The organism is Pseudoxanthomonas sp. LjRoot206, from assembly GCF_056175725.1.
Genome location: NZ_JBGFFI010000003.1, coordinates 235191 through 258521 on the forward strand (window position 1 = coordinate 235191; position 23331 = coordinate 258521).

Sequence of the window (23331 nt, forward strand, 5' to 3'; positions counted from 1 at the left end):
CACCCGCCGGAGTGACGCAATGGAATGCCGCCACCTGCTTGCCCCTGCCGCTGCCGGCCTGCTGCTGGTGGCCGGCGCGCGCGTCCGTGCCGAGGAGGCCGGCGCCGCGCGCATCCTGCAGGTCGCCGGCGGCGATTTTCCTGCGCTGGTGATGGTGGTGCCCGGCGAGCACGCCGCGCACGGGCTGGATGCGACCCCCGGCTGCGACCGCATCCGCGCCCGCCGCCTGGACGAACTGGCGCCCGGTTGGCGCACGCGCGTGGCACGCGTCGAACTGGACTGCGAAGACACCCTCGCGGACGACGAACAGCAGACCCTCACGGCGGTGACCGCGCGCGCGGTGCTGCACCCCGACCGCGTGCAGCTCGCCGGCCAGCCGGTGACGGAAGTACGGCTGATGGATTCGCAGCGCTGGGGCGACCACCAGTACGTGCTGGCGGTGCCGTTCGCTGCCGCTGGCGCGGCCGTCCGGCGCTTCGTCGAAGACACCTGCCTGGCGCGGACGCTGACTGACGAAACGCCGTCCACCGCCTGCACCATGCTGGCGGCCGACGACGGTTTCTATCTTCCCAACGCCGATGCCGGCGGCATCTGGATCCATGCCGATCCCGACGACGTGACCCGTACCCTCTATGTCGAAGCCTGGGCGGACTGAACCGATGCGCCTGTTCCATCTTGCTTGCCTTCTCGTTACGGCCTCCGCGGCCCTGGCGCGCGAACCTGACTCGTTTGCAGGCGATTACGGGCACGGGGCGACCCATGACGCCGGCGAGGTCGTGTGGCGCGTGCAGGAGGCAGGCACGGGCTGGCGCCTCACCTCCACCGGCGATGGCGAGGTCGTCGCTGCGCACCGGTTGGGCAAGCAGGGACGCGCCGCGTTCTGGAGCCGCATGGGCTGGCCGGTCGACAGCAGCCACGACGCCAGCTGCCTGACCTGGGGCGAAAAACCGGCGTCGCTGGACGATCTGCTCGCGGACGCGCCGCCCACCCCTGCCCCGCCCGGCGACGACTATGGCCAGGGCGTGCTCTGCCATGTACCCCCGACGGCGCGTGCGCGCATCGACTGGCTGGCCGGCAACGCCAGCGACTGGTTCTACTACGACCCCATGGCCGGCGTGATGGAAACGCGCCGGCTGCGCTGAAGCGCGTCAACCCACGCCGGAACGCGGACTGCGCAGGCGCGGCGTGCTGCCGTCGCTGTCGGCATCGGGCAGGCGATACTCGAAACGGATCTCGCGCATCCCGTCCGGCACCGCGATGTCCATCGCCTCCGCCGACACGCAGCGGCCGCGCAGTACGTTGCGGATCGACTGCGCCTCGCCCTGCAGGCGCGCCGCCTCTTCGGTCCGCGCGATGACGGCGGGTCGCAGGCGGACCGTATCGTCGAAGATCCACATCTCGTCCTCCCGCCCGTCGTTGGTGCTCGCCAGCACATCCGCGGGACGTGCCGCGCCGGCGGGCATCGGAAGGACCTGCAGCACCTGCCGGCAACGCCCGGTGTTGAGCACGCGCACATCCGCAGCGAAGCCGGCGAGGAAGGTCTCCGCCTGTCGCTGCACGTCCTCGTCGGAGACGCCCTCGGCCTCCACGCTGTAGCGCACCTTGATGAAGTACAGGTCGCGCACGGTCATCGCGAGCGCGGAGCGGTAGCGCTTCTCGCGCATCGGCATCTCCATCACGAAGGAGCGCGCCTTCGGCGCCAGGTCGCCGAGCATGCCCTCGCCGGCGACCGGGGCGGTCGCGAACACGCGCGTCTGGCCCAGGCGGACATCGCCGGCGTCGCGCTGCCGCGCGATCTGCACGATCTCGTCCACGCCATGCTGGAACACGCCCTGGAAGGCAGGATCGAACATCGGGCCGGCCGGGTACAGGTACAGGTCCATCCAGCGGTCCGGCCTGCGGGTGTCCTGGTAGCGCACCGACACACCCAGTTCCTGCTGCTCGTAGCGCTTCTCGCCCACCGCCTCCCAGTCGCCCACGCGCAACGGATACAGCGCACGCGAGTCGGTGATGTAGTCGCCCAGCAACGGAGCGCCCGGCACGTCGGCCATCACCGGGCCGGCCGATGCCAGCGCCGCGACGACAAGCAGCCAGCGCGTGATCGTTCTCATGGTGTTTCCTCCGCTGCCGGCGATGCGCCGCGCTCGATCTGTTCCGCGATCACCGCCGCCAGCATGTCGCCGGTGACGGGCTTGCGGACGAAGTCGTCGAATCCCGCCTGCCGCGCCAGCGGCTCGGCTTCGGCATCGGTGCGTGCGGTCAGGGCGATCAATGGCGTGGTCACGCCATGCAGGCGCAGCTGCCGCGCCAGCGCCATGCCGTCGAGGCCCGGCAGGTCGAGGTCGAGGAAGGCGAGGTCGAACACCGTCGTGACCACCTCGGTCAACGCAGCCAGGCCGTGCGGCGCGTGCGTCACCCGGTGGCCGCGTGCGCGCAGCAGGCTTGCCACCACATCGGCGACCATCGCGTCATCTTCCACCAGCAGGATATCCAGCGCCCCGACCGACGGAGGCATGTGCGCGTCGCCGGACGCGGCTTCGTCGTCGGCATGCGCGACCTCCTGCAGCACCGGCAGGTCGACGGAGAACCGCGTGCCCTTGCCCGGTGCGCTGTCGACATCGATGCGTCCACCCATCGCCACGGCCAACTCCTGGCAGATCGCCAGACCCAAGCCACTGCCACCGTAACGCGCCGTCGTCTGGGCGCCTTCGGCCTGTTCGAAGCGACGGAACAACCGGGCCTGCTGCTCCGCGTTGATGCCGGGGCCGGTGTCCCCGACCACCAGCCGCACACCGTGTGGCGACAGCGGCACCGCATGCAGCGAGACATGGCCGGCCTCGGTGAACTTGATCGCGTTGCCCAGCAGGTTGAGCACGATCTGCCGCAACCGCAGCGGATCGCCGCGCACCACGCGTGGCACGCCGGCGGCGATACCGTCGTGGAAGGCGAGCCCATGCTTGCCCGCGACCGGCCCCATGAGCGCGGCGACGTCGGCCAGCAGCGCGTGCAGGTCGAAGTCGACCTGCTGCAGCTCCAGCTTGCCGGCTTCGATCTTCGCCAGGTCCAGCGCGTCGTTGACCAGGCGCAGCAGGTGCGTGCCGGCGCGCTGGATGGCATCCGCGTACCCCTGCTGGCGATCGTCCAACGGCGTGGCCTGCAGCAGTTCGGTCATGCCCAGCACGCCGGTCATCGGCGTGCGGATCTCGTGGCCGAGCGTGGCGAGGAAGCGCGTCTTCGCCAGCGAGGCCTGCTCGGCGACCTCGCGCTTGTGTTCGGCCAGCTGCCATGCGCTGCGACGGCGCACGCGCCGGCGGTACGCCGCGGCGGCGACCAGCAGCAGCACCGCGCCGGCGACGGCGAACAGGGCCAGGCCCCACACGCTGCGCCACCACGGTGGCAGCACGTGCACCGGCACGACCAGCTCGTGGGACGCGTTGCCGGCGGTATCGAAGGCCTGCACGCGCAGTTCGTAGCGTCCGGGCGTGAGTGCGGAGAACACGCGCTCGCCGCTGGCGCCCTGGTCCACCCAGCCGCTGTCGAAGCCATCGAGCAGCGAGCGGTAACGGTTGCCCATTGGATTCTCGTAGCTCAGCAGGCGGGTGCCGACCAGCAGTTCGTGGTCGTCGGGCTGCAGCACCAGCGGCTGGTCGATGCGCAGCGGCAGCACGTCGTCGCCACGGCTCACCTGCAGGATGTCCAGCACCAGGTTCGGCGTCACCGGCTTCGGGTCCGGCAGATGCGTGTCGAGCAGCGCGACCGAGCCATCCGCCGCCGTGGTCGCCAGCAGGCCGTCCGCCGTCATCAGCAGGCCGCGATCGTTGAGCTCCTGGCTCAGCAGGCCTTCGCGCACGCCGAAGTTGCGCAGCAGCGCACGCGAGCCGCGCAGATTGGGATCGATGCGGAACAGGCCGCGGCGCGTGCCCAACCACACGCGGCGCTGCGGATCCACCGCCAGGCCGGTCGACTCGACCGCCGGCAATCCTTCCGCGGCGCCGATGCGCCGCTCGCGCACCCACCGCGCACCGTCGCGCCGCCAGGCTTCGACGCCGGACATCCGGTGCAGCCACAGGCGGTCGGCATGCTCGAAGGCGAAGGCGTAGACGCGCTCCCCCCCAATGGCGCCTACCGCGACGAAGCGCGCCGCCGTCGCATCCCACACCATCATGCCGGCCGCGCCGCCCAACCAGACACGGCCATCGGGGGCGACCGCGACGCCTTCGATGTCGGGCAGGCCGCTGCCGTCTTCCTTCTTCACGATCGTGCGCAGCACGCGCCCGCTGCCCAGTTCGCGCTGTTGCACGCTGCCCATCTGCGACACCAGCCACAGGCTGTCGTCGGGCGCTTCGACCAGCCAATCGATCGAGGTGTTGTCGGGCACCGCGTCGTCGCCGTCCTGCATCCATTGCCTCAGTGCACCGGTGCGTGGATCGATCCGGATCAGCCCGCTGCGGTGGCCGATCCAGAGCTGGCCATGGCGATCCTGCCGGGTCGAGGTGAGCCGCAGTTCACCGAGCAGCGCCGCGTGGTGCGGCAACGGCACGACATCGCCACCGCGTGTGTCCAGCCGCTCCACCTTGCCGGCGCTGCTGGCCAGCCAGATACCATCGGCGCCCGCCTGCGACAGGCCACGGTAGAGGCCGCCACCCAGGCCCTGCGCCGACGAGAACGCCGCGATGCGGCGCCAGTCGGACCGCAGGTAGGCCAGCCCGCGCGTCGGTACCGGCACCCACAGGCCGCCATCGGGCAGCGCGAGCACGGTCTGCAGCACGCGGCCGATGCCGACGTTCTGCGCGTCGTAGTTGACCGGCGCGGGCGCGCGATCGCCTTCGGTGCGCCACAGGCCGCCCTGGCTGGCCAGCCAGTATTCGCCCTGGCCATCGCTGGTCATCGCGATCAGCGCATTCGGGCGCGCGAACATCGGCGACCACGGCGGCGACACCCAGCGACCGTCCGGCGACCAGCGATGCACGCCATCAGACGCCCCGACCCACACCGCTTCACGATCGGCAGTGACCGAATAGATGATCAGGCCGTCACCCGCCGGCAGCGCCAGGCGGCGCAACTGACCGCCTTCGTAACGGGCGAGCCCGCCCATGGTGCCGACCCACAGCGCGCCCCTGGCGTCGAACGCCAGCGACAGCACGTTGTCGGATGGCAGGCCGTCCTGTCCTTCCGCGGCGGCGGCGAAGCGGGTGATGCGCCCGTCCGCGGCCAGCCGGTGCAGGCCGCCGCCGAACGTGCCGAACCACACCTCGTCGCCGCGGCTGGTGATCGCGAACACATCGTCGCTGCCCATCTCCGGGTGCTGCGCCTGACGGTAGTGGCGGAAGCCGCTGCGGTCGGCCCCCATCACGCTCAGGCCTCCGTTCTCGGTGGCGACCCAGATGCGGTCGCGCGCATCGATGTGCAGCGCCTGCACGACGTTGCCGGACAGCGAGGCAGGATCGGCGGGGTCGTGTCGCCACACCTTGAAGTTGACGCCGTCGTAGCGCGCCAGGCCGTCCCAGGTCGCGATCCACAGGTGGCCGGCGCGGTCGCGCGCCAGCGCGGGAATGGTCGTGGAAGGCAGGCCATCGCCGGCACCGAGAAGGCGGAAGCGCGGGATCTCGGGCACCGTCGCGTGCGCGGGCGCGCTCAGCAGGCAGAACAGCCACAACCACCACGCGCGCATCGCCATGCCTGTCCGCCCCTCGTTCCCTGATCGACCCCGTCCGGCATCGTCGCAACGGACCGTTGCACGCGCAAGCGGGGTATCTTCATGGACCGGCCCCTAGAATCCGTCCCCATGCCCGGACCGACTGCCCACCGCCTGCTGATGCGCAGCCTCTGCCTGCTGGCGCTGCTCTCTGCGCCCGCATTCGCACGCGACCGGATCGCCGAGTACCGGCTGGATCCGGTGCATACACGGGTGATGTTCGCGATCTCGCACGCCGGCTTCTCCAACGCGCTCGGCACGGTCTCCGGCAGCACCGGCACGCTGGCGTTCGATCCCGACGACTGGACGCGCGCGCACGTCGATGTGCGCGTGCCGATCGCGCGCGCCGATCTGGGCGATGCCGACTGGAACAAGGCCACGCTGGCGAAGTCGCTGCTGGACGCTGAAGCACACCCGGAAGCGCGCTTCGTCTCCACGAGGGTGGAGCCGGTCGACACGACGCATGCGCGCGTGGTCGGCGACCTCAGCCTGCGCGGGGTGACGCGCGAAGTCGTTCTCGACGTGACGCTCAACGCCGCCAAGCGCCATCCGATGCCGCCGTTCCGCCGCACCGTCGGTTTTTCCGCCACCACGAAGCTCAGCCGCGCCGACTTCGGCATCACCGCGTGGAAATCGGTCATCGGCGACGAGGTCGAACTGCGCATCGAGGCCGAGGCCACCTACGACGGCAAGGCCGACGACGACACGACGCCTGCCAGCCCCACGCCTTCCCCTCTTCCGCCGGAGCCGACGCCATGAGCCTGAAGAACACCGACGAGCGCTGGGGCGCCGTCAGCCAGCTGTTCCATTGGGTCATCGTGGTGCTGATCCTGGTGATGGCCTACCTCGGCCTGACCATGGGCGACCTGCCCAACGGCCCGCGCAAGATCAATATCTACGCGCTACACAAGTCGATCGGCCTGACCATCCTCGGCCTGGTGGCCTTGCGCGTGTTGTGGCGCCTGTACGCCGGTGCGCCATCGCCCGTGGCCGGCACGCCGACCTGGCAACAGCGCATCGCCTCGGTGACGCATGTGCTGCTGTACGCGCTGCTGTTCGCCATCCCGCTGTCGGGCTGGGTGCTGAACTCGTCGGCGGGCTACCCGCTGCAGTGGTTCAAGCTGGTCAACCTGCCCGCCATCACCGGCCGCAACGAAGGCGTGCACGACGCCGCCGAGGGCGCGCACGAACTGCTGTTCTGGGTACTGGTGGTGCTGGTCCTCGCGCATGCCGGCGCGGCGCTGTACCACCACCTGTTCCAGGGCGACGCCACCCTGCGCCGCATGCTGCCGGGCCGCCGCACGGCCGTCGCCGCGCCGGTCGCGCCATCGCCCCTACCACCTTCCCCCGCCCCACAGGATTCCGTCGATGAAAAACCCTGACCGCATGCGCCTGGCGCTCGCCTCCCTGCTGTTCGCCGTCGCCGGCCAGGCCGCCGCCGCCGCCGATTACGTGCAGGCACCGGGCTCCACGCTCGTGTTCGCCAGCAACTACCAGGGCGAAACTTTCACCGGCAAGTTCGGCGGTTTCACCACCACGCTGAGCTTCGACCCCGCGAATCTCGCCACCGGCAAGCTCGACGTCGCCATCCAGTTGGCCGGCACGCAGACCGGCAACGGCGACCGCGACGGCACCCTGGTGTCCGCCGACTTCTTCAACGTCGCCAAGTTCGCGCAGGCGCGCTACACGGCGACCAAATTCCGTTCGCTGGGCGGCAACCAGTACGCGGCCGACGGCACGCTGTCGCTGCGCGGCGTCAGCAAGCCGGTCACGCTGACCTTCACCTGGACGCCGGGCGCGCAGCCCGTGCTCGCCGGCAAGGCGACGGTGAAGCGCCTGGACTTCGGCGTGGGTGGCGGCGACTGGGCCGACACGTCGACGATTCCGAACGACGTGGCGATCAGCACCAAGGTCGTGTTGAAACCGGCCAAGTAACCCGGGATGCGCGGGCGACGGCTGCTGCTCCGCTTCGGTGTCGCTGGCCTGCTGCTGTGCGCGGCCGGTGCCGCCGGCCTGTGGTGGCTGGGCGGCACGCTGGTCGCGCCGCGTCCCGCGGTGGTCGGTCCGCCTCCCACGGATCTCCACGTGCGCGAAGTGAGGATCGCGGTCCCGCAGGCCACACCGGTCGCGGGCTGGTGGATCGCAGGTAAGCCCGGCCGCGCCAGCGTGCTGCTGTTGCATGGCATCCGCTCCGACCGTCGCGCGATGCTGGGGCGCGCCAGGCTGTTGTCGCAACATGGATACGCGGTGCTGCTGGTCGACCTCCCGGCGCATGGTGAAAGTCCGGGGGATACGATCACGCTGGGATGGCGCGAAGCCGCGGCGGTGACGGCCGCGCGCGACTGGATGCAGCGGGAGCGTCCCGGCGAGAAGCGCGCCGTGATCGGCGTGTCGCTGGGCGGTGCGTCGGTGCTGCTGGGACCGCAGCCCAGTGGTTTCGATGCCGTGGTGCTGGAAGCCGTGTATTCGGATGCGCGCCAGGCCATCCGCAACCGCATCGCGATGCGGCTGGGCGACACCGCCGCCACGCTCTCGCCGCTGCTGGCGATGCAGGCCGGGCTGCGGCTTGGCATTCCCGTCCGGGAACTCTCGCCCATCGACCGCATCGCAGGTCTCGGTGCGCCGGTGCTGGTGGTCGCGGGCGGACAGGACCGGCATACGCTGCCGACCGAATCGCGCGCGATGTACGAGCGCGCACGCGCGCCGAAATCATTCTGGTTGCTGCCGGATGCCGCCCACGTGGACTTCCTCGCGCATGATCCCGACGGGTATGCCGACCATGTGATCGGCTTCCTGGACCGGCAGCTGGACGATCCCGCGCGTTGCCCCGGTCAGCGTGAGGACGCGACGCGCGCAGGCTCGCAGGAAGGTGCTCCTGCCGCCTGCGAGGGTATCGAAAGGCGCCCCAGTCCATAGCCGAGGGCGCCGAGGACGTCGCCCTCGCGATGGTCTTCATGGCATGACAGGCAGGCCGGGCGCGCGCGGATCGCACCCATTGCGCGTTCGCCGCGCGGCGTGGCCCGCACGATCAGTTCCGTGCCCGCCTCCAGCGCCGCCAGCGCTTCCCGCTCCCACGCCTGCAAGCTACGCGTGGAAGCGGGTGGCGCACGCAGGCCGGAATCGTCGTCCGGGTGCTGGAAGCCCATGAAGCTGGCGGCGTGGACCACCGGCGGGTCGTGTCGGGCGACACCGACCAATTCCACCTCGACCACGCAGCGCCCGTGCCCGTCCACGGCCTCGAACCTGGCGTCGCGCATGCGCGCCATCATCGGCGTGACGCGCATCCTGCCGAAGCCCCGGCTGTCCACGAAGGCATCGACGAACTCAGTGTGCATCCGGCGCAGTGCAGAATCGTCGTCGTGGACACCACCGGCGGTCGCGAGCGGCGCACAGGCGCCTGCGACCACGAGCGTCAGCCACCCTCCGCGTATCGATGCCATGGGAACCCCGCGCCTGGAGGGGCCCAGCCTAGCGCGGCCGTCCCGTGGACTGGCGCGCCGTCGTGCGTCCGTTCCGTCGGCGGACAGGTTACCGGTGCAGGAACGCCGCTACCGCACCGGCATCGAAGGGCCAATCCAGTTCCGCACCGCTGTCGCTGCGATGCAGCACCGGGACGCGGATGCCGTAACGCGCTTCCAGGTCTTCGTCGTCATCGATGAAAACGCTTTCGAACTCGGGAATGCGCGCTTGCGCAAGGATGTCGAGCGCGAGGTCGCACAGGTGGCAGTCGTCGCGCTGGTAGAGGATCAGGGGCATCGCGGTTGAGGCATGAAGGGGATGGTGCGTCTACCTGCTTAGAATAGCGGCCTTTCCGAAGTGGTTTGCAGCATGGCAGTCAGTACGTTCGACCTGTTCAAGATCGGCATCGGTCCCAGCTCCTCGCACACGGTGGGTCCGATGCGGGCGGCGGCGCGCTTCGTGGGCCGCTGGCTGGTCGATGCGGATCGCCTGCGGGACGTGGTGCGCATCCGTGCCGAGGTGTTCGGCTCGCTGGCCCTGACCGGCCGCGGCCACGGCACCGACAAGGCCGTGCTGATGGGCCTGGAAGGCCACTACCCCAACGAGATCGACCCGGACCTCATCCCGCCGGCGCTGGAGCGCATCCGCAAGGACAAGCGCATCCTGCTCGGCGGCACGCACGCGATCGCCTTCGACGAGAAGCGCGACCTGCTGATGAACAAGCGGCAGAAGCTGCCCTACCACACCAACGGCATGCGCTTCACCGCCTATGACGCCAACGACGAGGTCATCGCCACCCGCGACTACTACTCCGTCGGCGGCGGCTTCGTGGTCAACCAGGACGATGCGGCCTCGGACCGCATCGTGGCCGACGAGACCCCGCTGCCTTACCCGTTCAAGAGCGGCGACGAGCTGCTGGCCCAGTGCCAGCGCAGCGGCCTGAGCATCGCGGCGCTGATGTTCGAGAACGAGAAGGCCTGGCGCAGCGAAGACGAGATCCGCGACGGGCTGCGGGCGATCTGGAACGCGATGCAGTCGTGCATGGCCCGCGGCATCCGCGAGGAAGGCACCCTGCCGGGTGGCCTGCACGTCTCGCGCCGCGCGCCGACGCTGCACCGCGAGCTGGCCAGCAAGCCGGAAGCGGCCATGCGCGACCCGCTGACGGTGCTGGACTGGGTCAACCTCTACGCGCTGGCGGTGAACGAGGAGAACGCGGCCGGCGGCCGCGTGGTCACCGCGCCCACCAATGGCGCGGCCGGGATCATCCCGGCGGTGCTGCACTACTACGACCGGTTCTGCCCGGGCAACAGCGAGCAGCGGGTGTTCGACTTCCTGCTGACGGCGGCGGCCATCGGCATCCTCTACAAGGAGAACGCCAGCATCAGCGGCGCCGAGGTGGGTTGCCAGGGCGAAGTGGGCGTGGCCTGCTCGATGGCGGCCGGCGGCTTGGTCGCGGCGCTGGGCGGCAGCCCGAGCCAGGTGGAGAACGCGGCCGAGATCGGCATGGAGCACAACCTGGGCCTGACCTGCGACCCGATCGGCGGGCTGGTGCAGATCCCGTGCATCGAGCGCAATGCGATGGGCGCGGTGAAGGCGATCAACGCCAGCCGCATGGCGATGCGCGGCGACGGCAAGCACAAGGTCTCGCTCGACAAGGTGATCAAGACCATGCGCGACACCGGTCGCGACATGCAGGACAAGTACAAGGAAACCAGCCGCGGCGGACTGGCCGTCAACGTCATCGAGTGTTGAGCCAGTGGGCCAACTCAATCGCTCACGGGCATCACTTCGGTTCTTCGGCGAAGATCTCGTCCCAGAAGAGATCACGGCGCTGCTCGGCGCCACACCGACCGAGTCATGCCGCAAAGGCGATGACATCAGTCGCAGAGCCGGTGCCGTGCGCATCGCCAAGACGGGAAGCTGGAGATTTCACGCGACGGAACGCGCCCCCGGAGATTTGGATGCCCAGGTCTCCGAGATTCTGGATCAGCTCACTCCAGACCTTGGCGTTTGGGCATCGCTGTCTCGTTACGAGCCCGACCTGTTCTGCGGCATCTTCATGGCGAGTTCGAACGATGGTTTACCGCTTTCGGCGAAAGCATTGCTGGCGCTTGGGGAGCGGGGCATCGCACTCGATCTGGACATCTACGATTCGAGTGATTGATCCAGCGTGGCGCGGGTAGGCGAAGTGCAATGGTGGGCGTGGCAAGCCGGCTGAATCCCGGACGCGGCCTTTGGTCTTAGCAGGGCTACTCATTGGTTTGAGTCCGACGACGGCCGCGCTGCTGACCTCGTCACAGGCAACCATGTCTTGCGCGCAGGCGGCGTCCGCACGGTTGTCGCGCAGGGCCGCATCCTTGCCGACGGTCTATCCGCGTAGCCCAGGTAAGCGAAGCGCACTTGGGGGTCCGACATGTCGATGCATTCCCCGGGTGCGGCTCAGGCCCTGCCTTGGCTACTGCCTGGGGGACAGCTTGTCGAAGCACTCCCCCATCCGTTCAGTTTTCCGCGCCCTTTAGACGCCCGCGTGCGCGCCGATACGGTATAGGTAAACAGACTTACCGGAGACGAACCCTGTCCGACCTGACGGACAAGACCCGCTGCGGCCGGCCGTCATGGCGGCGCCGACTGGCGGCCTGGTGCCTGCCCCTGCTGGGCGGGATGGCGGCGCTTTGCCCGAGCGCGCACGCGCTGGACCCCTCCAAGTCCTTCCATCACTACGTCCGCAACCACTGGAGCCTGGAACAGGGCCTGCCCCAGCTCAGCGTGCTCGCCATCGCCCAGGACGAGCCGGGCTACCTCTGGTTCGGCACCCAGGCCGGCCTGAGTCGCTTCGACGGCGTGCGCTTCACCAACTTCGACCTCGACAACACCCCGGAACTGCCGAGCACCTGGATCCAGGCCCTGCATACCGACCGCGAAGGCCGCCTGTGGATCGGCACCCCGCAGGGACTGGCAGTCCGTGACGGCAACCGCATGAAGACGCTGTCGCTCGCCCCGGGCGAAGCCGCCGGGGTCGTCGACGTCCGCGCATTGACGCGCGACCTGCGCGGACGCCTGCTGGTCGCCACGCATCAGGGCGTGATGGTGGTCGTGGCCGACCGCCTGCAGACGCTGCATCCGATCGGCGACGGCGGGGCGATGGCGCTGCACGTCGACGACAAGGGCACGCTGTGGGCCGGTGGCCGCGGCAGCGTGCATGTCTTCGACGGCGCCGGCGAGCGCGTGCTGCCACTGCCGGCCGGTGCCGCGCTCGCCACGGTCACCGCATTGGCCCCCCACGACGGACGCCTGTGGGCGGGCAGCGACGCCGGTCTTTTCGTGCTCGACGGCCAACAGTGGCAACGCAACCGCGACGTGGCCCCCGCCAGTGGCGGCGTACAGGCCCTGCACGAAGACCGCGACGGCATCCTCTGGGCGAGCACCCGCGACACGGTCTACAGGTTGCAGAAGGGCCGCCTGCTGGAGCGGATCGCCGGGGACGGACCGTTGGCGGAGATCCGCGCCTTCTACGAAGACCGCGAGTCGAACCTGTGGCTGGGCAGCAACAACGAAGGCGTCAGCCGCGCCTGGAACGGCTGGACCCGGCGCTACAGCCGTGCCGAGGGACTGCAGCAACCGTTGCTGTGGTCCATCGCGCAGGCGCCGGACGGTCGCGCCTGGGTCGGCAGCGACGATGGCGTCAGCGTGTTGGAGAACGGCCGTTTCCGCACCGTGGTCGCGGGCCGCGACCTGCCCAACCCGGCCGCCTACAGCCTGCTACCAGAGACCTCGCAGACCTGGATCGGCACGCGCGACGGCGCCGCGCTGTACCGCGATGGCCGCGTACAACGCCCGCGCATGCTGGCGGCGCTGGATGCCGCGCAGGTGAACGGCATCATCCGCGACCGCCAGGGGCGGCTGTGGTTCGCCACCAGCGCCGGCCTGTACCGCTGGCGGGAAAGCGAAGACCGCCTTCACCACTACGGCGAGCGCGCCGGCCTGCGCGACGTGCGCGTGCGCGTGCTGATGGAGACGCGCGACGGACGACTGCTGGTGGGCACGCAGAGCGGCCTGTACGAATTCGTCGACGAACGCCTGGTCCCGGTGCCGCTGACCGGCACCGGCCTGGATGCGCCGCACATCGTGTCGCTGCACGAACTCGCCGGCGGCCAATGGCTGGCCGGGGCGCTGTCGGAAGAACTGATGCTGCTGTTCGACGGTCAGCGCTGGACGCGCCTGGACAAGGCGCGCGGCGTACCGGCGAATGCGCCGTTCTTCTTCGCCGAGGACGGCAGCGGCTTCCTGTGGGCGGCTGGCCTGCGCGGCATCTATCGGGTGCCCGTGTCCGACCTGCTCGATGCCGCCGACGATCCTGCGTTCCGGGTGACGGCGCGCACGCTGCTCAACGAGCGCGGCGACCGGCACGGCGGACAGAAGGGCGACTGCTGCAACGGCGCCGGCAACAGCCGCGGCTTCATGGCCGACAACGCGCTGTGGCTGCCGACCCGCGACGGTGTGGTGGTGATGGCGACCGACCAGTCGCTGGCCAACGACTACCTGCCGGAATCGGTGATCGAGCGCGTGCAGGTGCAGGGCCAGTGGCGGCCGGCGGAACGCGCGACCGAATGGACGCTGCCCAGCGCTGCGCGCGACCTGCGCTTCGAGTTCACCACGCTCAGCTTCCAGGCCTCGGACCACATCGACATCCGCTACCGGCTGAAAGGCTACGACGACGACTGGAAGCTGCTGGACGATCCCCACCAGCGCAGCGCGACCTATACCAACCTGCCGGCGGGGCGCTATGTGTTCGAGGTGCTCGGCACCAACAACAGCGGTGTGTCAGGGCGCACCGCCGCGACGCAGGCATTCGCGATCGCGCCGTACTTCTACGAAAGCCCGTGGTTCTACGTGCTGCTGGCGTTCGCGCTGGGCATCCTGGTGCTGCTGTCGAACCGGTGGGTGCTGCGCCGGCACCACAACCGCCGCGTCGCGCTGGAACGGCTGGTGGAGCAGCGCACGCGCGACCTGCAGCAGGCCAACCGGCAGCTGGAGGCGATCAGCCTGACCGACCCGCTGACCGGCCTGCACAACCGCCGCTACCTGACCCGCCAGCTGCCGGCCGACATCGCCTACTACCAGCGCATGCCCGGGTTCGCCGCCGGCGTGGACGTGCTGGCCTTCGCCCTGCTCGACATCGACCACTTCAAGTCGATCAACGACGGCCATGGCCACCAGGCCGGCGACCACGTGCTGCAGACCGTCGCGCACCGCCTGCGCACGCTGTCGCGCGACGGCGACTACGTCATCCGCTGGGGCGGCGAGGAATTCCTGATGGTGTTCCGGCCGATGCCGCGCCACGAGCTGCACGCGCTGGGACGGCGCATCTGCACGGCGATCGCGGCGGAGCCGGTCGACGTCGCCGGCGCGCAGCTGCAGGTGACCGCATCGCTGGGACTGATCGGCTATCCGCCCTTCCCCGGCGCACCCGACCTGCTGGGGTGGGAACAGCTGGTCTCGCTCGCGGACCGCGCGCTCTACGAAGTGAAGGCGCATGGCCGCAATGGCTGGGCGTTGTACGAGGCGACGCCACTGCCGCTGCCTGTCGTCGATCCCGACCAGGTACGACGCGATCCCGGCGAACTGGTGCGCAGCGGGCATCTGGCGCTGCGGGGTCCGCATCATCCGGCCACGACGTCGTCGCCATCCGCGCCACAGCATTGACGTCCACGCTACGCATCCGCGCTACGCTGACCCGCCCCGTCGCAGAGACCGCTGCATGAAGAATCCACGATCGATGCCGGCCGCGCTCGCCGTCCTGCTCGCCTCCAGCACCATCGCGCAGGCGGAACCGCTGCCCACCTACGGCGCTCGCCTGGAAGGCTTCGACTACCCGCATCCGGTGAAGACCTTCGCCTTCGATTCGCAAGCGCAACCGCTGGACATGGCCTACCTCGACATCGCGCCGGCGACGCCCAACGGCCGCACCGTCGTGCTGCTGCATGGCAAGAACTTCTGCGCCGCCACGTGGGAATCCGCGATCGCGGCGCTGGCCGGCGCCGGCTACCGCGTCGTCGTGCCGGACCAGATCGGCTTCTGCAAGTCGAGCAAACCGCAGCGCTACCAGTATTCTTTCGGCCAGCTCGCCGCCAATACGCATGCGCTGCTCGCCTCGCTCGGCATCGAGCGCGCGACGATCGTCGGCCATTCCATGGGCGGCATGCTGGCGACGCGCTATGCGCTGCAGTATCCGGCGGCGCTCGAACACCTGGTGCTGGTGAATCCGATCGGACTGGAGGACTGGAAGGCCGAAGGCGTGCCGTGGCGCAGTATCGACGCCTGGAACGCGCGCGAACAGAAGACCTCGTTCGACAGCATCCGCGACTACCAGCGCACGGTGTACTACGGCGGCGAATGGAAGCCGGACTACGAGCGCTGGGTGAGGATGCTCGGTGGCATGTACGCCGGCGAAGGACGCGAGGCGGTGGCGTGGAGCCAGGCGTTGACCTCGGACATGGTGTTCAACCAGCCGGTGGTCTACGAACTGCCGAAGATCGCCGTGCCGACCACGCTGTTCATCGGCCAGAAGGATCGCACCGCCATCGGCAAGGATCTCGCGCCGCCGGACGTCGCGAAGCGACTCGGCGACTATCCGGTGCTGGGCAAGCGTGCGACGGCGGCGATCCCGGGCGCGACGCTGGTGGAGTTCGCCGAGCTCGGCCACTCGCCGCAGGTCGAGGATCCCGCGCGCTTCAATGCCGCCCTGCTCGACGCACTGCGCTGAAGCGGCGGATGGCGGGCGCTACGCGCGCCCGCTGATCGCCAGCACGTCGTCCAGCAGTGCGGCCGCGGTCACGTCCGCGCCGGCGCCCGGTCCCTGGATGACGAGCGGCTGTTCCGGGTAGCGGTCGCTGTAGATCGCCACGCGGTTGTCGGTGCCGCCACCGCCGCATAGCGGATGATCCAGCGGCAACGCCTGCAGTCCCACGCTGGCGCGCTCCTGGTCGAAGCGGCCGAGGAAGCGCAGGCGCGCGCCGTTGCGGTAGGCATCCTTGAAGCGCGCCGCCAGCGGCGCATCCAGTTGCGTGAGCGCCGCATCGAGCGCGGGCAGCGGCAATGCAGCGAGTTCCTCCGGCACCAGCGAATCCACGCGCACATCGTCGGCCTGCAACGGCAGGCCGGCGGCACGCGCCAGGATCAGCAGCTTGCGGCGCACGTCCTCGCCGGACAGGTCCAGGCGTGGATCCGGCTCGGTGTAGCCGGCCTGGCGCGCCTGGCGGACGAAGCCGGAAAAGGCGCGCATGCCGTCGTAGTGATTGAACAGCCAGGCCAGCGAGCCGGACAGCACGCCCTCGACGCGATGGATGCGGTCGCCGCCTGCCACCAGGGCGCGCAGGCTGCGCAGCAGCGGCAGGCCGGCACCGACGGTGGCGGCATCGCCGTAGCCCGCACCGGATTCCGCACGCGCATGGCCGATCGCCTGTGCCCGCGGCAACGCACCGCCGATGCCGAGCTTGTTGGCCGTCACCACGTGCACGCCGCGCGACAGCCATTCCACGTGCCAGTCTGCCACGCTGTCGCTTGCGGTCGCGTCGACCACGATGTCGCCCGCGCGCAGCGCCTCGCCTTCCGCCCACGGCGGCACGTCGCCGTCCGACGGTGGTGCCTGATTGGCGTCGGCCAGCGCCTGTTGCGCTGCGTGCCCGCAGGCGTACAGCGCACGCGAGTTGGCCAGCCATGCCAGCACCGGCACCTGCAGGCCCAGCGCTTGCAGGCGCTGGTGGCGGGCGACGAACGCACTGCCCACCACGCCGGTACCGAGCAACGCCAGCTTCGGCGCGGTGCGCGGCGCAGCCGCGAGCCGGACGACAGTGCTCATGCGTCGGCGAGTTTGCGTTTGGATTCGGCCGCCACGGCCTCGGCGCGCGCCAGCGCGGCGGTGATGTCGGCCAGCAGGTCGTCGGTCGCCTCGATGCCGACCGACAGGCGCAGCAGGCCGTCGGAGATACCGGCCTTGGCGCGCGCTTCCGGCGTCATCGCGGCATGCGTCATGGTGGCCGGATGCGCGACCAGGCTTTCCACGCCGCCCAGCGATTCGGCCAGGGTGAAATAGCGCAGGCCTTCGACGAAGGCACGCACCGCGTCTTCACCGCCGTCCAGTTCGACGCTCAGCATGGCGCCGAAGCCCTTCTGCTGGCGTGCCGCGACCGCATGGCCGGGATGCGAGGCCAGCCCGGGGAAGTAGACCTTCGACACCACGGGGTGCGCGTCGAGCAGCGCCGCGATGGCGGTGGCGTTCTCCTGGTGCGCGCGCAGGCGCGCGTCCAGCGTGCGCAGGCCGCGCAGGGTCAGGAAGCTGTCGAACGGCGAACCGGTCAGGCCCAGCGCGTTCGCCCACCACACCAGCTGCTGGTGGGTGTCGGCATCGCGCGCGATCACCGCACCACCGACCACGTCGCTGTGGCCGTTGATGTACTTGGTGGTGGAATGCAGCACCACGTCGGCACCGAACGCGATCGGCGTCTGCAGCGCGGGCGACAGGAAGGTGTTGTCCACCACCGTGCGCGCACCGGCCTTGTGCGCGGCATCGATGACGAAACGCAGGTCGGTGATGCGCAGCAGCGGGTTGGACGGCGTTTCGATCAGCACCAGCTTCGGCGACTGCGCCAGCGCATCGGCCAGCGAGCGCGGATCGGTCAGGTCGGCGGTGATCAGCTCGAAGTGGCCCTTCTTCGCCAGCGCGTTGAACAGGCGCCAGCTGCCGCCGTACGCGTCGTGCGGCACGACCAGCCGGTCGCCCGGCTCCAGCAGCGCATTCAGCACCAGGGTGATGGCGCCCATGCCGGTGGCGGTGATGACTGCGCCGGCACCGCCTTCCAGTTCCGCCAGCGCGTCGGCCAGCAGGTCGCGCGTCGGGTTGCCGCTGCGGGTGTAGTCGTACTCGCGCTTCTGCGCGAAGCCGGCGAAGCTGAAGTTGGACGACAGCACGATCGGCGGCGTCACCGCGCCGTAGGCGGTGTCGCGGTCGATGCCGGCGCGCACGGCGGCGGTGGCGGGGCTACAGCGGGCGTCGTTGTCGGCGGTGGTCGAGATGCTCATGCGTTGTCTCCGGCGGCGCGCAGGGCCGAGGCGAGGATGGAATCGATGCGGTCGGTTTCTTTCAGGAAGGCGTCGTGGCCGTAGGGCGAGCGCAGCACGCGCAACTGGCCCAGCGTGGCGAGGCCTTCGACCAGCGAAACGGAATCGGACAGCGGCACCAGGCGGTCGCCTTCCACCGCGACCACCAGCGTGGGCACGCGGACATCGGCGGGATCGACGCGGTGCAGGTCGATGGATTCGGACAGGCGCACGTAGGCGGTGACCGGCGTGCGCGCGACGTACTGCGCGCCGGCGGCGTCCAGATAGTCCTCCGCGGCGACGCGCACGCGGCCGTTGACGATTTCCGGTGCGCTGTCGAAGCGCTCGCCGAATTCTTCCGGCGTGCGGTAGCTGAGCATGGCGAACTGGCGCGCCAGCGACAGGCCCTGCGCATCGGCGCACTGCAACTGGCCCAGCGTGACCGCACGGCGCTGCAGCGCGCGCCAGGCGGCGGCATAGGGATGCGCGCGATGGGCGCCGCTGACCGCGACCAGCTTCTTCAGCCGCTCGGCATGGCGCACGGCGAACTGCAGGCCGACCAGCGCGCCGTAGGAATAGCCGACGAAGGCGTCCAGCCGCGCAATGCCCAGCGCCGACAGCAGCTTGGCGATGGCGTCGGCCTGGTCGGCGGTGTCGATGGGCGCATCGAGGCGGCCGTCGGCACCGATGAAATCGAAGGCGAGCAACTGGCGCTGCGACGGATCGAGCGCCCGGTCCGCGCCGACCAGGTCGTTCAGCCAGCCGCTCTCGGCGAACACGTCGCTCGCGGCCAGGTGGCGGTGCGCGGAGATGCCGCCGGCGACGAAGACGACGGGCGCGCCCACCGGTCCCTGCAGCTCGTAGCGCAGCGTTACCGCGCGGGCGCCGGCGTGGCGCATCGCCAGCTCGACCACCAGTTCGCCGCGCAGTGCGCGCGGACCGTCGTCCTGGGTGGACGACAACGGGAAACCGTCGATCGACGACGGTTCGGGCAGGCGGTTCAGGGCGGGACTGGCGTAACTCATGGCGGCATCCGATGGGCATGGTCCCTTGCGGGACGGGACTGCACCACCGAGCTTCGCGGAGCTCGCGTTCGCCGTGCGAGGGCACGGTACGAACCATCTTCCGGCAGACGCTGAGGTCCCCGCAGGATTTGGCACCACCACGGCGCTTGCGCGTCGCTGGCTGCCCCGGCTTCTTCGGGCCTGTCCCTCTGCCGGTCTCGATGGTGAGGCTACTCTGCCCACGCGGAATCCGGATGTCAATCGCTTTATTCGGATGAAGCGATGAAGTTTGACGCTCGTCTCCCTGCCGGCGGGTGCGGCGATGCCGCATAATTCATGACATGACCCGGAATCACCTTCTGGGCGGTCTCTGCGCGGCCCTGCTGGCCGCCTGTTCCACCGCCCCCCTGCATACCTCCACGCCCCCTGCCCCGCCGCCGAAGACGGCAGCCGACGCCGTCATCGCGGAAACCTGGCTGTCCGAACCAGTGCCCGGCGACGAACTGGACTCGCTGGTCGCCTGGCCGACCGAAGAGGGCCAGGTCTGGCTGATCGCCACCGCCAAGGCCTCGCACTACCTGGCCATCTACGACGCCGACAGCGGCCAGCGGCTGCGCACGGTCGGCGCCCCCGGCAGCGCGGTCGGCCAGTTCAACCGCCCCAACGGCATCGCCGTGTTCGGCGACCTGCTGTTCGTGGCCGAGCGCGACAACCACCGCGTGCAGGCGTTCCGGTTGCCGGAGTTCGCGCCGCTGGGCGCGTTCGGTGCCGAGGTGCTGCGCTCCCCGTATGGCTTGTGGGTGCACGAGACCGCGCCGGGCGAGTTGGAGCTGTTCGTCACCGACAGCTTCATGGCCGACTTCCGCACCATGACCCTGCCGCCTATGGCGGAACTTAACGGACGGGTGAAGCGTTTCAAGGTCCATGTCGCCGCGGGCGGCAAGGTGCAGGCGACGCTGCTGGGCCAGTTCGGCGACACCAACGAAGCGGGCGCGCTGCGCATGGTCGAATCCATCGCCGGCGATCCGGCGCACGGACGCCTGCTGATCGCCGAGGAAGACCGACGCGTGGGCTCCACGCTGCGCGACTATAGGCTGGCGACCGGCACCTACAACGGCCGCAGCCTGCCCACGTTCGACGCCGATGCCGAGGGCATCGCGCTGTGGTCGTGCAGCGCCGACAGCGGCTACTGGGTGGCGGTCGACCAGCTGACGCCGACCCGCTTCCGCCTGTTCGATCGCGCCACGCTGGCGCCGGCCGGCGTGTTTTCGGGCAAGGCGACCTCCAACACAGACGGCGAGACGGTCTACGCCATCCCGACCCGGCGCTTCCCCGCCGGTGCACTGTTCGCGCTGCACAACGACGTGTCGCTGGCCGCGTTCGACCTGCGCGACATCGCCCGCGCGCTCGACCTGCAAGGCGACTGCCCGCGGTGAAGGCGCGCGTGCTGGCCCTGGCCTGCGGCATCGCCGTGCTGGTCGGCAGTGTCGGCGATGCGGATGGCGCCCGCCTGTACCGCTGGAAGGACAAGCAGGGCTATACGCAGTACGGCGACCAGCCGCCGCCGGCGGACCAGCTGGCCGGCAGCGACGTGGACGTCATGCGCTTCCGCAACCCGCCGAGCGCGCTGGTTCGCCTGCGGCTGGAGAAACAAGGCCTGCGCTACCAGGCCTGGGCCGACAACCTGATGCACGGACCGGTCGAAGTGCAGCTCGGCTTCCGCCGCCAGCGCGACGTGCGCAGCGCGCCCGCCCTGCCCGCCCGCGCGGTGGTGCCGGCACGCAGCAGCGTGCTGGTGGCCAACATCAGCGTGACCGACCCGCTGCGCGGCGGCGACTTCGAACTGACCCTCGATGGCATGCCGGGCGATCCGGCCAGCAAGCCGCAGGACTACGAGTACCGCCTGCCGTTCGACTACGGACGCGTTCGCGTGGACCAGGGCCCGGGCGGCCGCTTCAGCCACAGCGATGTGCAGAACCTGCACGCGGTCGACTTCGCCGTGCCCGAGGGCACGCGGATCGTCGCCGCACGCGAGGGGCTGGTGATGCAGGTGGAGTCGGATTTCGACAAGGCCGGGCTCAATCGCGAGAAGTACGGCGGCCGCGCCAACTTCATCCGCATCCTGCACAGCGACGGCAGCATGGCGCTGTACGCGCACCTGAAGGCCGAGGGCGTGCAGGTCCGCGTCGGCCAGTACGTCACCAAGGGCCAGTACATCGGCCTGTCCGGCAACACCGGCTTCTCGACCGCGCCGCACCTGCATTTCGTGGTCCAGGCCAACCGGGGCATGCGTCTGGAATCGGTGCCGTTCCGCATGTTCGGTCCGTTGGGGCAGCTGCAGTTCCCCTCCGGCCGCTGAGACGGCGGACCCGCCGCGGCCGGTATAATCGCCACCTTCCCGCTCCTTCAGCGCCCGCCCGGGCGCCAGTCCCATGTCCAATCCGACCAGCGCCGTGGCCGATGAAGCCTCGCGCCGCCGCACCTTCGCCATCATTTCCCACCCCGACGCCGGCAAGACCACGCTGACGGAAAAGCTGCTGCTGTTCGGCGGCGCGATCCAGATGGCCGGCTCGGTGAAGGGCCGCAAGGCCGCGCGCCACGCGACCTCGGACTGGATGGCGCTGGAAAAGGAGCGCGGCATCTCGGTCACCTCGTCGGTGATGCAGTTCCCGTACGAAGGCAAGATCGTCAACCTGCTCGACACCCCCGGCCACGCCGACTTCGGCGAGGACACCTACCGCGTGCTCACCGCGGTGGACAGCGCGCTGATGGTCATCGACGTGGCCAAGGGCGTGGAAGAGCGCACCATCAAGCTGATGGAAGTCTGCCGCCTGCGCGACACGCCCATCATGACCTTCATCAACAAGCTGGACCGCGAGGGCAAGGACCCGATCGAGCTGCTGGACGAGGTCGAGAGCGTGCTCGGCATCCAGTGCGCCCCGGTGACCTGGCCGATCGGCATGGGCCAGCGCCTGAAGGGCGTGGTCCACCTGCTCACCGGCGAAGTGCACCTGTACGAGCCGGGCCGCAACTTCACCCGCCAGGACTCCACGATCTTCGCCTCGCTGGACGATCCGCAGCTGGAAGCCCGCATCGGCAGCGAGATGCTGTCCGGGCTGCGCGACGAACTGGAATTGGTGCAGGGCGCCAGCCATCCGTTCGACAAGCAGGCGTACCTGGATGGCAAGCAGACGCCGGTGTTCTTCGGCTCGGGCGTCAACAACTTCGGCGTGCAGCCGCTGCTGGACTTCTTCGTCGAGCATGCGCCGTCGCCGCAGGCGCGCGAGACCACCGGCCGCGAGGTGCAGCCGGACGAGAACAGGCTGACCGGCTTCGTCTTCAAGATCCAGGCCAACATGGACCCGCAGCACCGCGACCGCGTGGCGTTCATGCGCGTGTGCTCGGGCCGCTTCGAAGCCGGCATGAAGACCTTCCACGTGCGCAGCGGCAAGGAGATGAAGCTGGCGAACGCGCTGACCTTCATGGCCAGCGACCGCGAGATCGCCGCTGAAGCCTTCCCCGGCGACGTGATCGGCATCCACAACCACGGCACCATCTCCATCGGCGACACCTTCACCGAGGGCGAGGCGCTGTCGTTCACCGGCATCCCCAACTTCGCGCCGGAGCTGTTCCGCCGCGCCCGCCTGCGCGATCCGCTCAAGCTGAAGCAGCTGCAGAAGGGCCTTGCGCAGCTGTCCGAGGAAGGCGCCACCCAGTTCTTCCGCCCGCTGATGAGCAACGACCTGATCCTCGGCGCGGTCGGCGTGCTGCAGTTCGACGTGGTGGCCTACCGCCTGAAGGACGAGTACGGCGTGGACGCCTCGTTCGAGAACGTCAGCGTGGCCACGGCGCGCTGGATCCGCTGCGACAACGCCAGGAAGCTGGAAGAGTTCCGTGACAAGAACGCGATGAACCTGGCGCTGGACGCGGCCGGCGAGCTGGTCTACCTGGCGCCGACGCGGGTCAACCTGCAGCTGGCGCAGGAGCGCGCGCCGGACGTGCAGTTCCTCGCCACGCGCGAGCATGCGCACAGCGTCGACCTGGGCTGAACAGGCATCCGTCGACCGGACATCGATC

The 23331-nt window shown here is 69.9% G+C and carries 20 protein-coding genes and 1 riboswitch; of the genes, 13 read left to right on the plus strand and 7 right to left on the minus strand.

What is annotated here, in order from left to right:
• Positions 1-19: 19 nt before the first annotated feature.
• Both AC04MD_RS10380 and AC04MD_RS10385 read left to right on the plus strand, forming a co-directional pair.
• Positions 20-655, plus strand: coding sequence for a hypothetical protein (locus AC04MD_RS10380; RefSeq protein WP_475497201.1), 636 nt, complete (start codon positions 20-22; stop codon positions 653-655).
• A 4-nt stretch (positions 656-659) separates the two neighbouring features.
• A complete protein-coding gene (locus AC04MD_RS10385; RefSeq protein ID WP_475497202.1) occupies positions 660-1142 on the plus strand; it encodes a hypothetical protein in 483 nt (160 codons plus the stop codon).
• Positions 1143-1148: 6 nt separating this feature from the next.
• Here the strand turns inward: AC04MD_RS10385 and AC04MD_RS10390 are convergent, their stop codons facing one another.
• Both AC04MD_RS10390 and AC04MD_RS10395 read right to left on the minus strand, forming a co-directional pair.
• Positions 1149-2111: a hypothetical protein gene (locus tag AC04MD_RS10390; protein ID WP_475497203.1), complete on the minus strand. Its 963-nt coding sequence runs from the start codon at positions 2109-2111 to the stop codon at positions 1149-1151.
• The gene (locus tag AC04MD_RS10395) at positions 2108-5677 is read right to left on the minus strand and encodes an ATP-binding protein (RefSeq protein WP_475497204.1); all 3570 of its coding nucleotides are present in this window, start codon (positions 5675-5677) and stop codon (positions 2108-2110) included. Before AC04MD_RS10395 ends, AC04MD_RS10390 begins: the two co-directional genes overlap by 4 nt.
• Positions 5678-5785: 108 nt before the next feature.
• Here AC04MD_RS10395 and AC04MD_RS10400 point away from each other — a divergent pair, with 108 nt between their 5' ends.
• From AC04MD_RS10400 to AC04MD_RS10415, 4 genes are read left to right on the plus strand one after another with little or no spacing between them, the layout of a single operon-like run.
• Positions 5786-6454, plus strand: a complete 669-nt coding sequence (locus AC04MD_RS10400) for a YceI family protein (RefSeq protein ID WP_475497205.1) — start codon at positions 5786-5788, stop codon at positions 6452-6454.
• Positions 6451-7077, plus strand: a complete 627-nt coding sequence (locus AC04MD_RS10405; RefSeq protein WP_475497206.1) for a cytochrome b — start codon at positions 6451-6453, stop codon at positions 7075-7077. The genes AC04MD_RS10400 and AC04MD_RS10405 overlap by 4 nt, the downstream gene beginning before the upstream one ends.
• A 4-nt stretch (positions 7078-7081) precedes the next feature.
• Positions 7082-7630: a YceI family protein gene (locus AC04MD_RS10410; RefSeq protein WP_475497680.1), complete on the plus strand. Its 549-nt coding sequence runs from the start codon at positions 7082-7084 to the stop codon at positions 7628-7630.
• A 6-nt stretch (positions 7631-7636) separates the two neighbouring features.
• Positions 7637-8611 (plus strand): alpha/beta hydrolase, encoded by a 975-nt coding sequence (locus AC04MD_RS10415; RefSeq protein WP_475497207.1) that lies wholly within the window; start codon positions 7637-7639, stop codon positions 8609-8611.
• Here AC04MD_RS10415 and AC04MD_RS10420 read toward each other — a convergent pair.
• Both AC04MD_RS10420 and AC04MD_RS10425 read right to left on the minus strand, forming a co-directional pair.
• Positions 8527-9135, minus strand: coding sequence for a hypothetical protein (locus AC04MD_RS10420; protein ID WP_475497208.1), 609 nt, complete (start codon positions 9133-9135; stop codon positions 8527-8529). The genes AC04MD_RS10415 and AC04MD_RS10420 overlap by 85 nt on opposite strands.
• An 88-nt stretch (positions 9136-9223) precedes the next feature.
• Positions 9224-9451, minus strand: a complete 228-nt coding sequence (locus tag AC04MD_RS10425) for a glutaredoxin family protein (protein ID WP_475497209.1) — start codon at positions 9449-9451, stop codon at positions 9224-9226.
• A gap of 72 nt (positions 9452-9523) precedes the next feature.
• Here AC04MD_RS10425 and AC04MD_RS10430 point away from each other — a divergent pair, with 72 nt between their 5' ends.
• The 4 genes from AC04MD_RS10430 to AC04MD_RS10445 all read left to right on the plus strand — a co-directional run bounded on the left by AC04MD_RS10430 (position 9524) and on the right by AC04MD_RS10445 (position 15917).
• Complete coding sequence (locus AC04MD_RS10430; RefSeq protein WP_475497210.1) at positions 9524-10906, plus strand: L-serine ammonia-lyase; 1383 nt, start codon at positions 9524-9526, stop codon at positions 10904-10906.
• Between the two features lie 4 nt (positions 10907-10910).
• Positions 10911-11318 (plus strand): DUF4279 domain-containing protein, encoded by a 408-nt coding sequence (locus AC04MD_RS10435; protein WP_475497211.1) that lies wholly within the window; start codon positions 10911-10913, stop codon positions 11316-11318.
• A gap of 497 nt (positions 11319-11815) precedes the next feature.
• Positions 11816-14857 carry a two-component regulator propeller domain-containing protein gene (locus AC04MD_RS10440; protein WP_475497212.1) on the plus strand — a complete coding sequence of 1014 codons (3042 nt, stop codon included), beginning with the start codon at positions 11816-11818 and terminating at the stop codon, positions 14855-14857.
• A gap of 55 nt (positions 14858-14912) precedes the next feature.
• Positions 14913-15917, plus strand: a complete 1005-nt coding sequence (locus AC04MD_RS10445; RefSeq protein WP_475497213.1) for an alpha/beta fold hydrolase — start codon at positions 14913-14915, stop codon at positions 15915-15917.
• A gap of 18 nt (positions 15918-15935) precedes the next feature.
• On the opposite strand, the gene AC04MD_RS10450 is transcribed toward AC04MD_RS10445, so the two are convergent.
• From AC04MD_RS10450 to metX, 3 genes are read right to left on the minus strand one after another with little or no spacing between them, the layout of a single operon-like run.
• On the minus strand, positions 15936-17012 hold the full coding sequence (locus tag AC04MD_RS10450) for a homoserine dehydrogenase family protein (RefSeq protein ID WP_475497214.1): 1077 nt from the start codon (positions 17010-17012) through the stop codon (positions 15936-15938).
• Positions 17009-18232 carry an O-succinylhomoserine (thiol)-lyase gene (locus tag AC04MD_RS10455; RefSeq protein ID WP_475497215.1) on the minus strand — a complete coding sequence of 408 codons (1224 nt, stop codon included), beginning with the start codon at positions 18230-18232 and terminating at the stop codon, positions 17009-17011. Before AC04MD_RS10455 ends, AC04MD_RS10450 begins: the two co-directional genes overlap by 4 nt.
• A complete protein-coding gene (gene metX / locus AC04MD_RS10460) occupies positions 18229-19275 on the minus strand; it encodes a homoserine O-succinyltransferase MetX (protein ID WP_475497216.1) in 1047 nt (348 codons plus the stop codon). The genes AC04MD_RS10455 and metX overlap by 4 nt, the downstream gene beginning before the upstream one ends.
• Positions 19276-19365: 90 nt before the next feature.
• A riboswitch (SAM riboswitch) is annotated at positions 19366-19482 on the minus strand.
• 113 nt (positions 19483-19595) lie between these two features.
• On the opposite strand from metX, the gene AC04MD_RS10465 reads away from it, so the two are divergent.
• The 3 genes from AC04MD_RS10465 to AC04MD_RS10475 all read left to right on the plus strand — a co-directional run bounded on the left by AC04MD_RS10465 (position 19596) and on the right by AC04MD_RS10475 (position 23303).
• Positions 19596-20690: a phytase gene (locus AC04MD_RS10465; protein ID WP_475497217.1), complete on the plus strand. Its 1095-nt coding sequence runs from the start codon at positions 19596-19598 to the stop codon at positions 20688-20690.
• Positions 20691-20698: 8 nt separating this feature from the next.
• Entirely contained in the window at positions 20699-21613 is a 915-nt protein-coding gene (locus tag AC04MD_RS10470; protein ID WP_475497218.1) for a peptidoglycan DD-metalloendopeptidase family protein, read from the plus strand.
• 73 nt (positions 21614-21686) lie between these two features.
• The gene (locus AC04MD_RS10475; RefSeq protein WP_475497219.1) at positions 21687-23303 is read left to right on the plus strand and encodes a peptide chain release factor 3; all 1617 of its coding nucleotides are present in this window, start codon (positions 21687-21689) and stop codon (positions 23301-23303) included.
• The last annotated feature ends 28 nt before the right edge of the window (positions 23304-23331 follow it).

What these genes read in the sequence shown, in the direction of transcription:
- AC04MD_RS10380 (WP_475497201.1), top strand. Translation starts at nt 20, where the DNA reads ATGGAATGCCGCCACCTGCTTGCCCCTGCCGCTGCCGGCCTGCTGCTG.
- AC04MD_RS10385 (WP_475497202.1), top strand. Translation starts at nt 660, where the DNA reads ATGCGCCTGTTCCATCTTGCTTGCCTTCTCGTTACGGCCTCCGCGGCC.
- AC04MD_RS10390 (WP_475497203.1), bottom strand. Translation starts at nt 2,111, where the DNA reads ATGAGAACGATCACGCGCTGGCTGCTTGTCGTCGCGGCGCTGGCATCG.
- AC04MD_RS10395 (WP_475497204.1), bottom strand. Translation starts at nt 5,677, where the DNA reads ATGGCGATGCGCGCGTGGTGGTTGTGGCTGTTCTGCCTGCTGAGCGCG.
- AC04MD_RS10400 (WP_475497205.1), top strand. Translation starts at nt 5,786, where the DNA reads ATGCCCGGACCGACTGCCCACCGCCTGCTGATGCGCAGCCTCTGCCTG.
- AC04MD_RS10405 (WP_475497206.1), top strand. Translation starts at nt 6,451, where the DNA reads ATGAGCCTGAAGAACACCGACGAGCGCTGGGGCGCCGTCAGCCAGCTG.
- AC04MD_RS10410 (WP_475497680.1), top strand. Translation starts at nt 7,082, where the DNA reads ATGCGCCTGGCGCTCGCCTCCCTGCTGTTCGCCGTCGCCGGCCAGGCC.
- AC04MD_RS10415 (WP_475497207.1), top strand. Translation starts at nt 7,637, where the DNA reads ATGCGCGGGCGACGGCTGCTGCTCCGCTTCGGTGTCGCTGGCCTGCTG.
- AC04MD_RS10420 (WP_475497208.1), bottom strand. Translation starts at nt 9,135, where the DNA reads ATGGCATCGATACGCGGAGGGTGGCTGACGCTCGTGGTCGCAGGCGCC.
- AC04MD_RS10425 (WP_475497209.1), bottom strand. Translation starts at nt 9,451, where the DNA reads ATGCCCCTGATCCTCTACCAGCGCGACGACTGCCACCTGTGCGACCTC.
- AC04MD_RS10430 (WP_475497210.1), top strand. Translation starts at nt 9,524, where the DNA reads ATGGCAGTCAGTACGTTCGACCTGTTCAAGATCGGCATCGGTCCCAGC.
- AC04MD_RS10440 (WP_475497212.1), top strand. Translation starts at nt 11,816, where the DNA reads ATGGCGGCGCTTTGCCCGAGCGCGCACGCGCTGGACCCCTCCAAGTCC.
- AC04MD_RS10445 (WP_475497213.1), top strand. Translation starts at nt 14,913, where the DNA reads ATGAAGAATCCACGATCGATGCCGGCCGCGCTCGCCGTCCTGCTCGCC.
- AC04MD_RS10450 (WP_475497214.1), bottom strand. Translation starts at nt 17,012, where the DNA reads ATGAGCACTGTCGTCCGGCTCGCGGCTGCGCCGCGCACCGCGCCGAAG.
- AC04MD_RS10455 (WP_475497215.1), bottom strand. Translation starts at nt 18,232, where the DNA reads ATGAGCATCTCGACCACCGCCGACAACGACGCCCGCTGTAGCCCCGCC.
- metX (WP_475497216.1), bottom strand. Translation starts at nt 19,275, where the DNA reads ATGAGTTACGCCAGTCCCGCCCTGAACCGCCTGCCCGAACCGTCGTCG.
- AC04MD_RS10465 (WP_475497217.1), top strand. Translation starts at nt 19,596, where the DNA reads ATGACCCGGAATCACCTTCTGGGCGGTCTCTGCGCGGCCCTGCTGGCC.
- AC04MD_RS10475 (WP_475497219.1), top strand. Translation starts at nt 21,687, where the DNA reads ATGTCCAATCCGACCAGCGCCGTGGCCGATGAAGCCTCGCGCCGCCGC.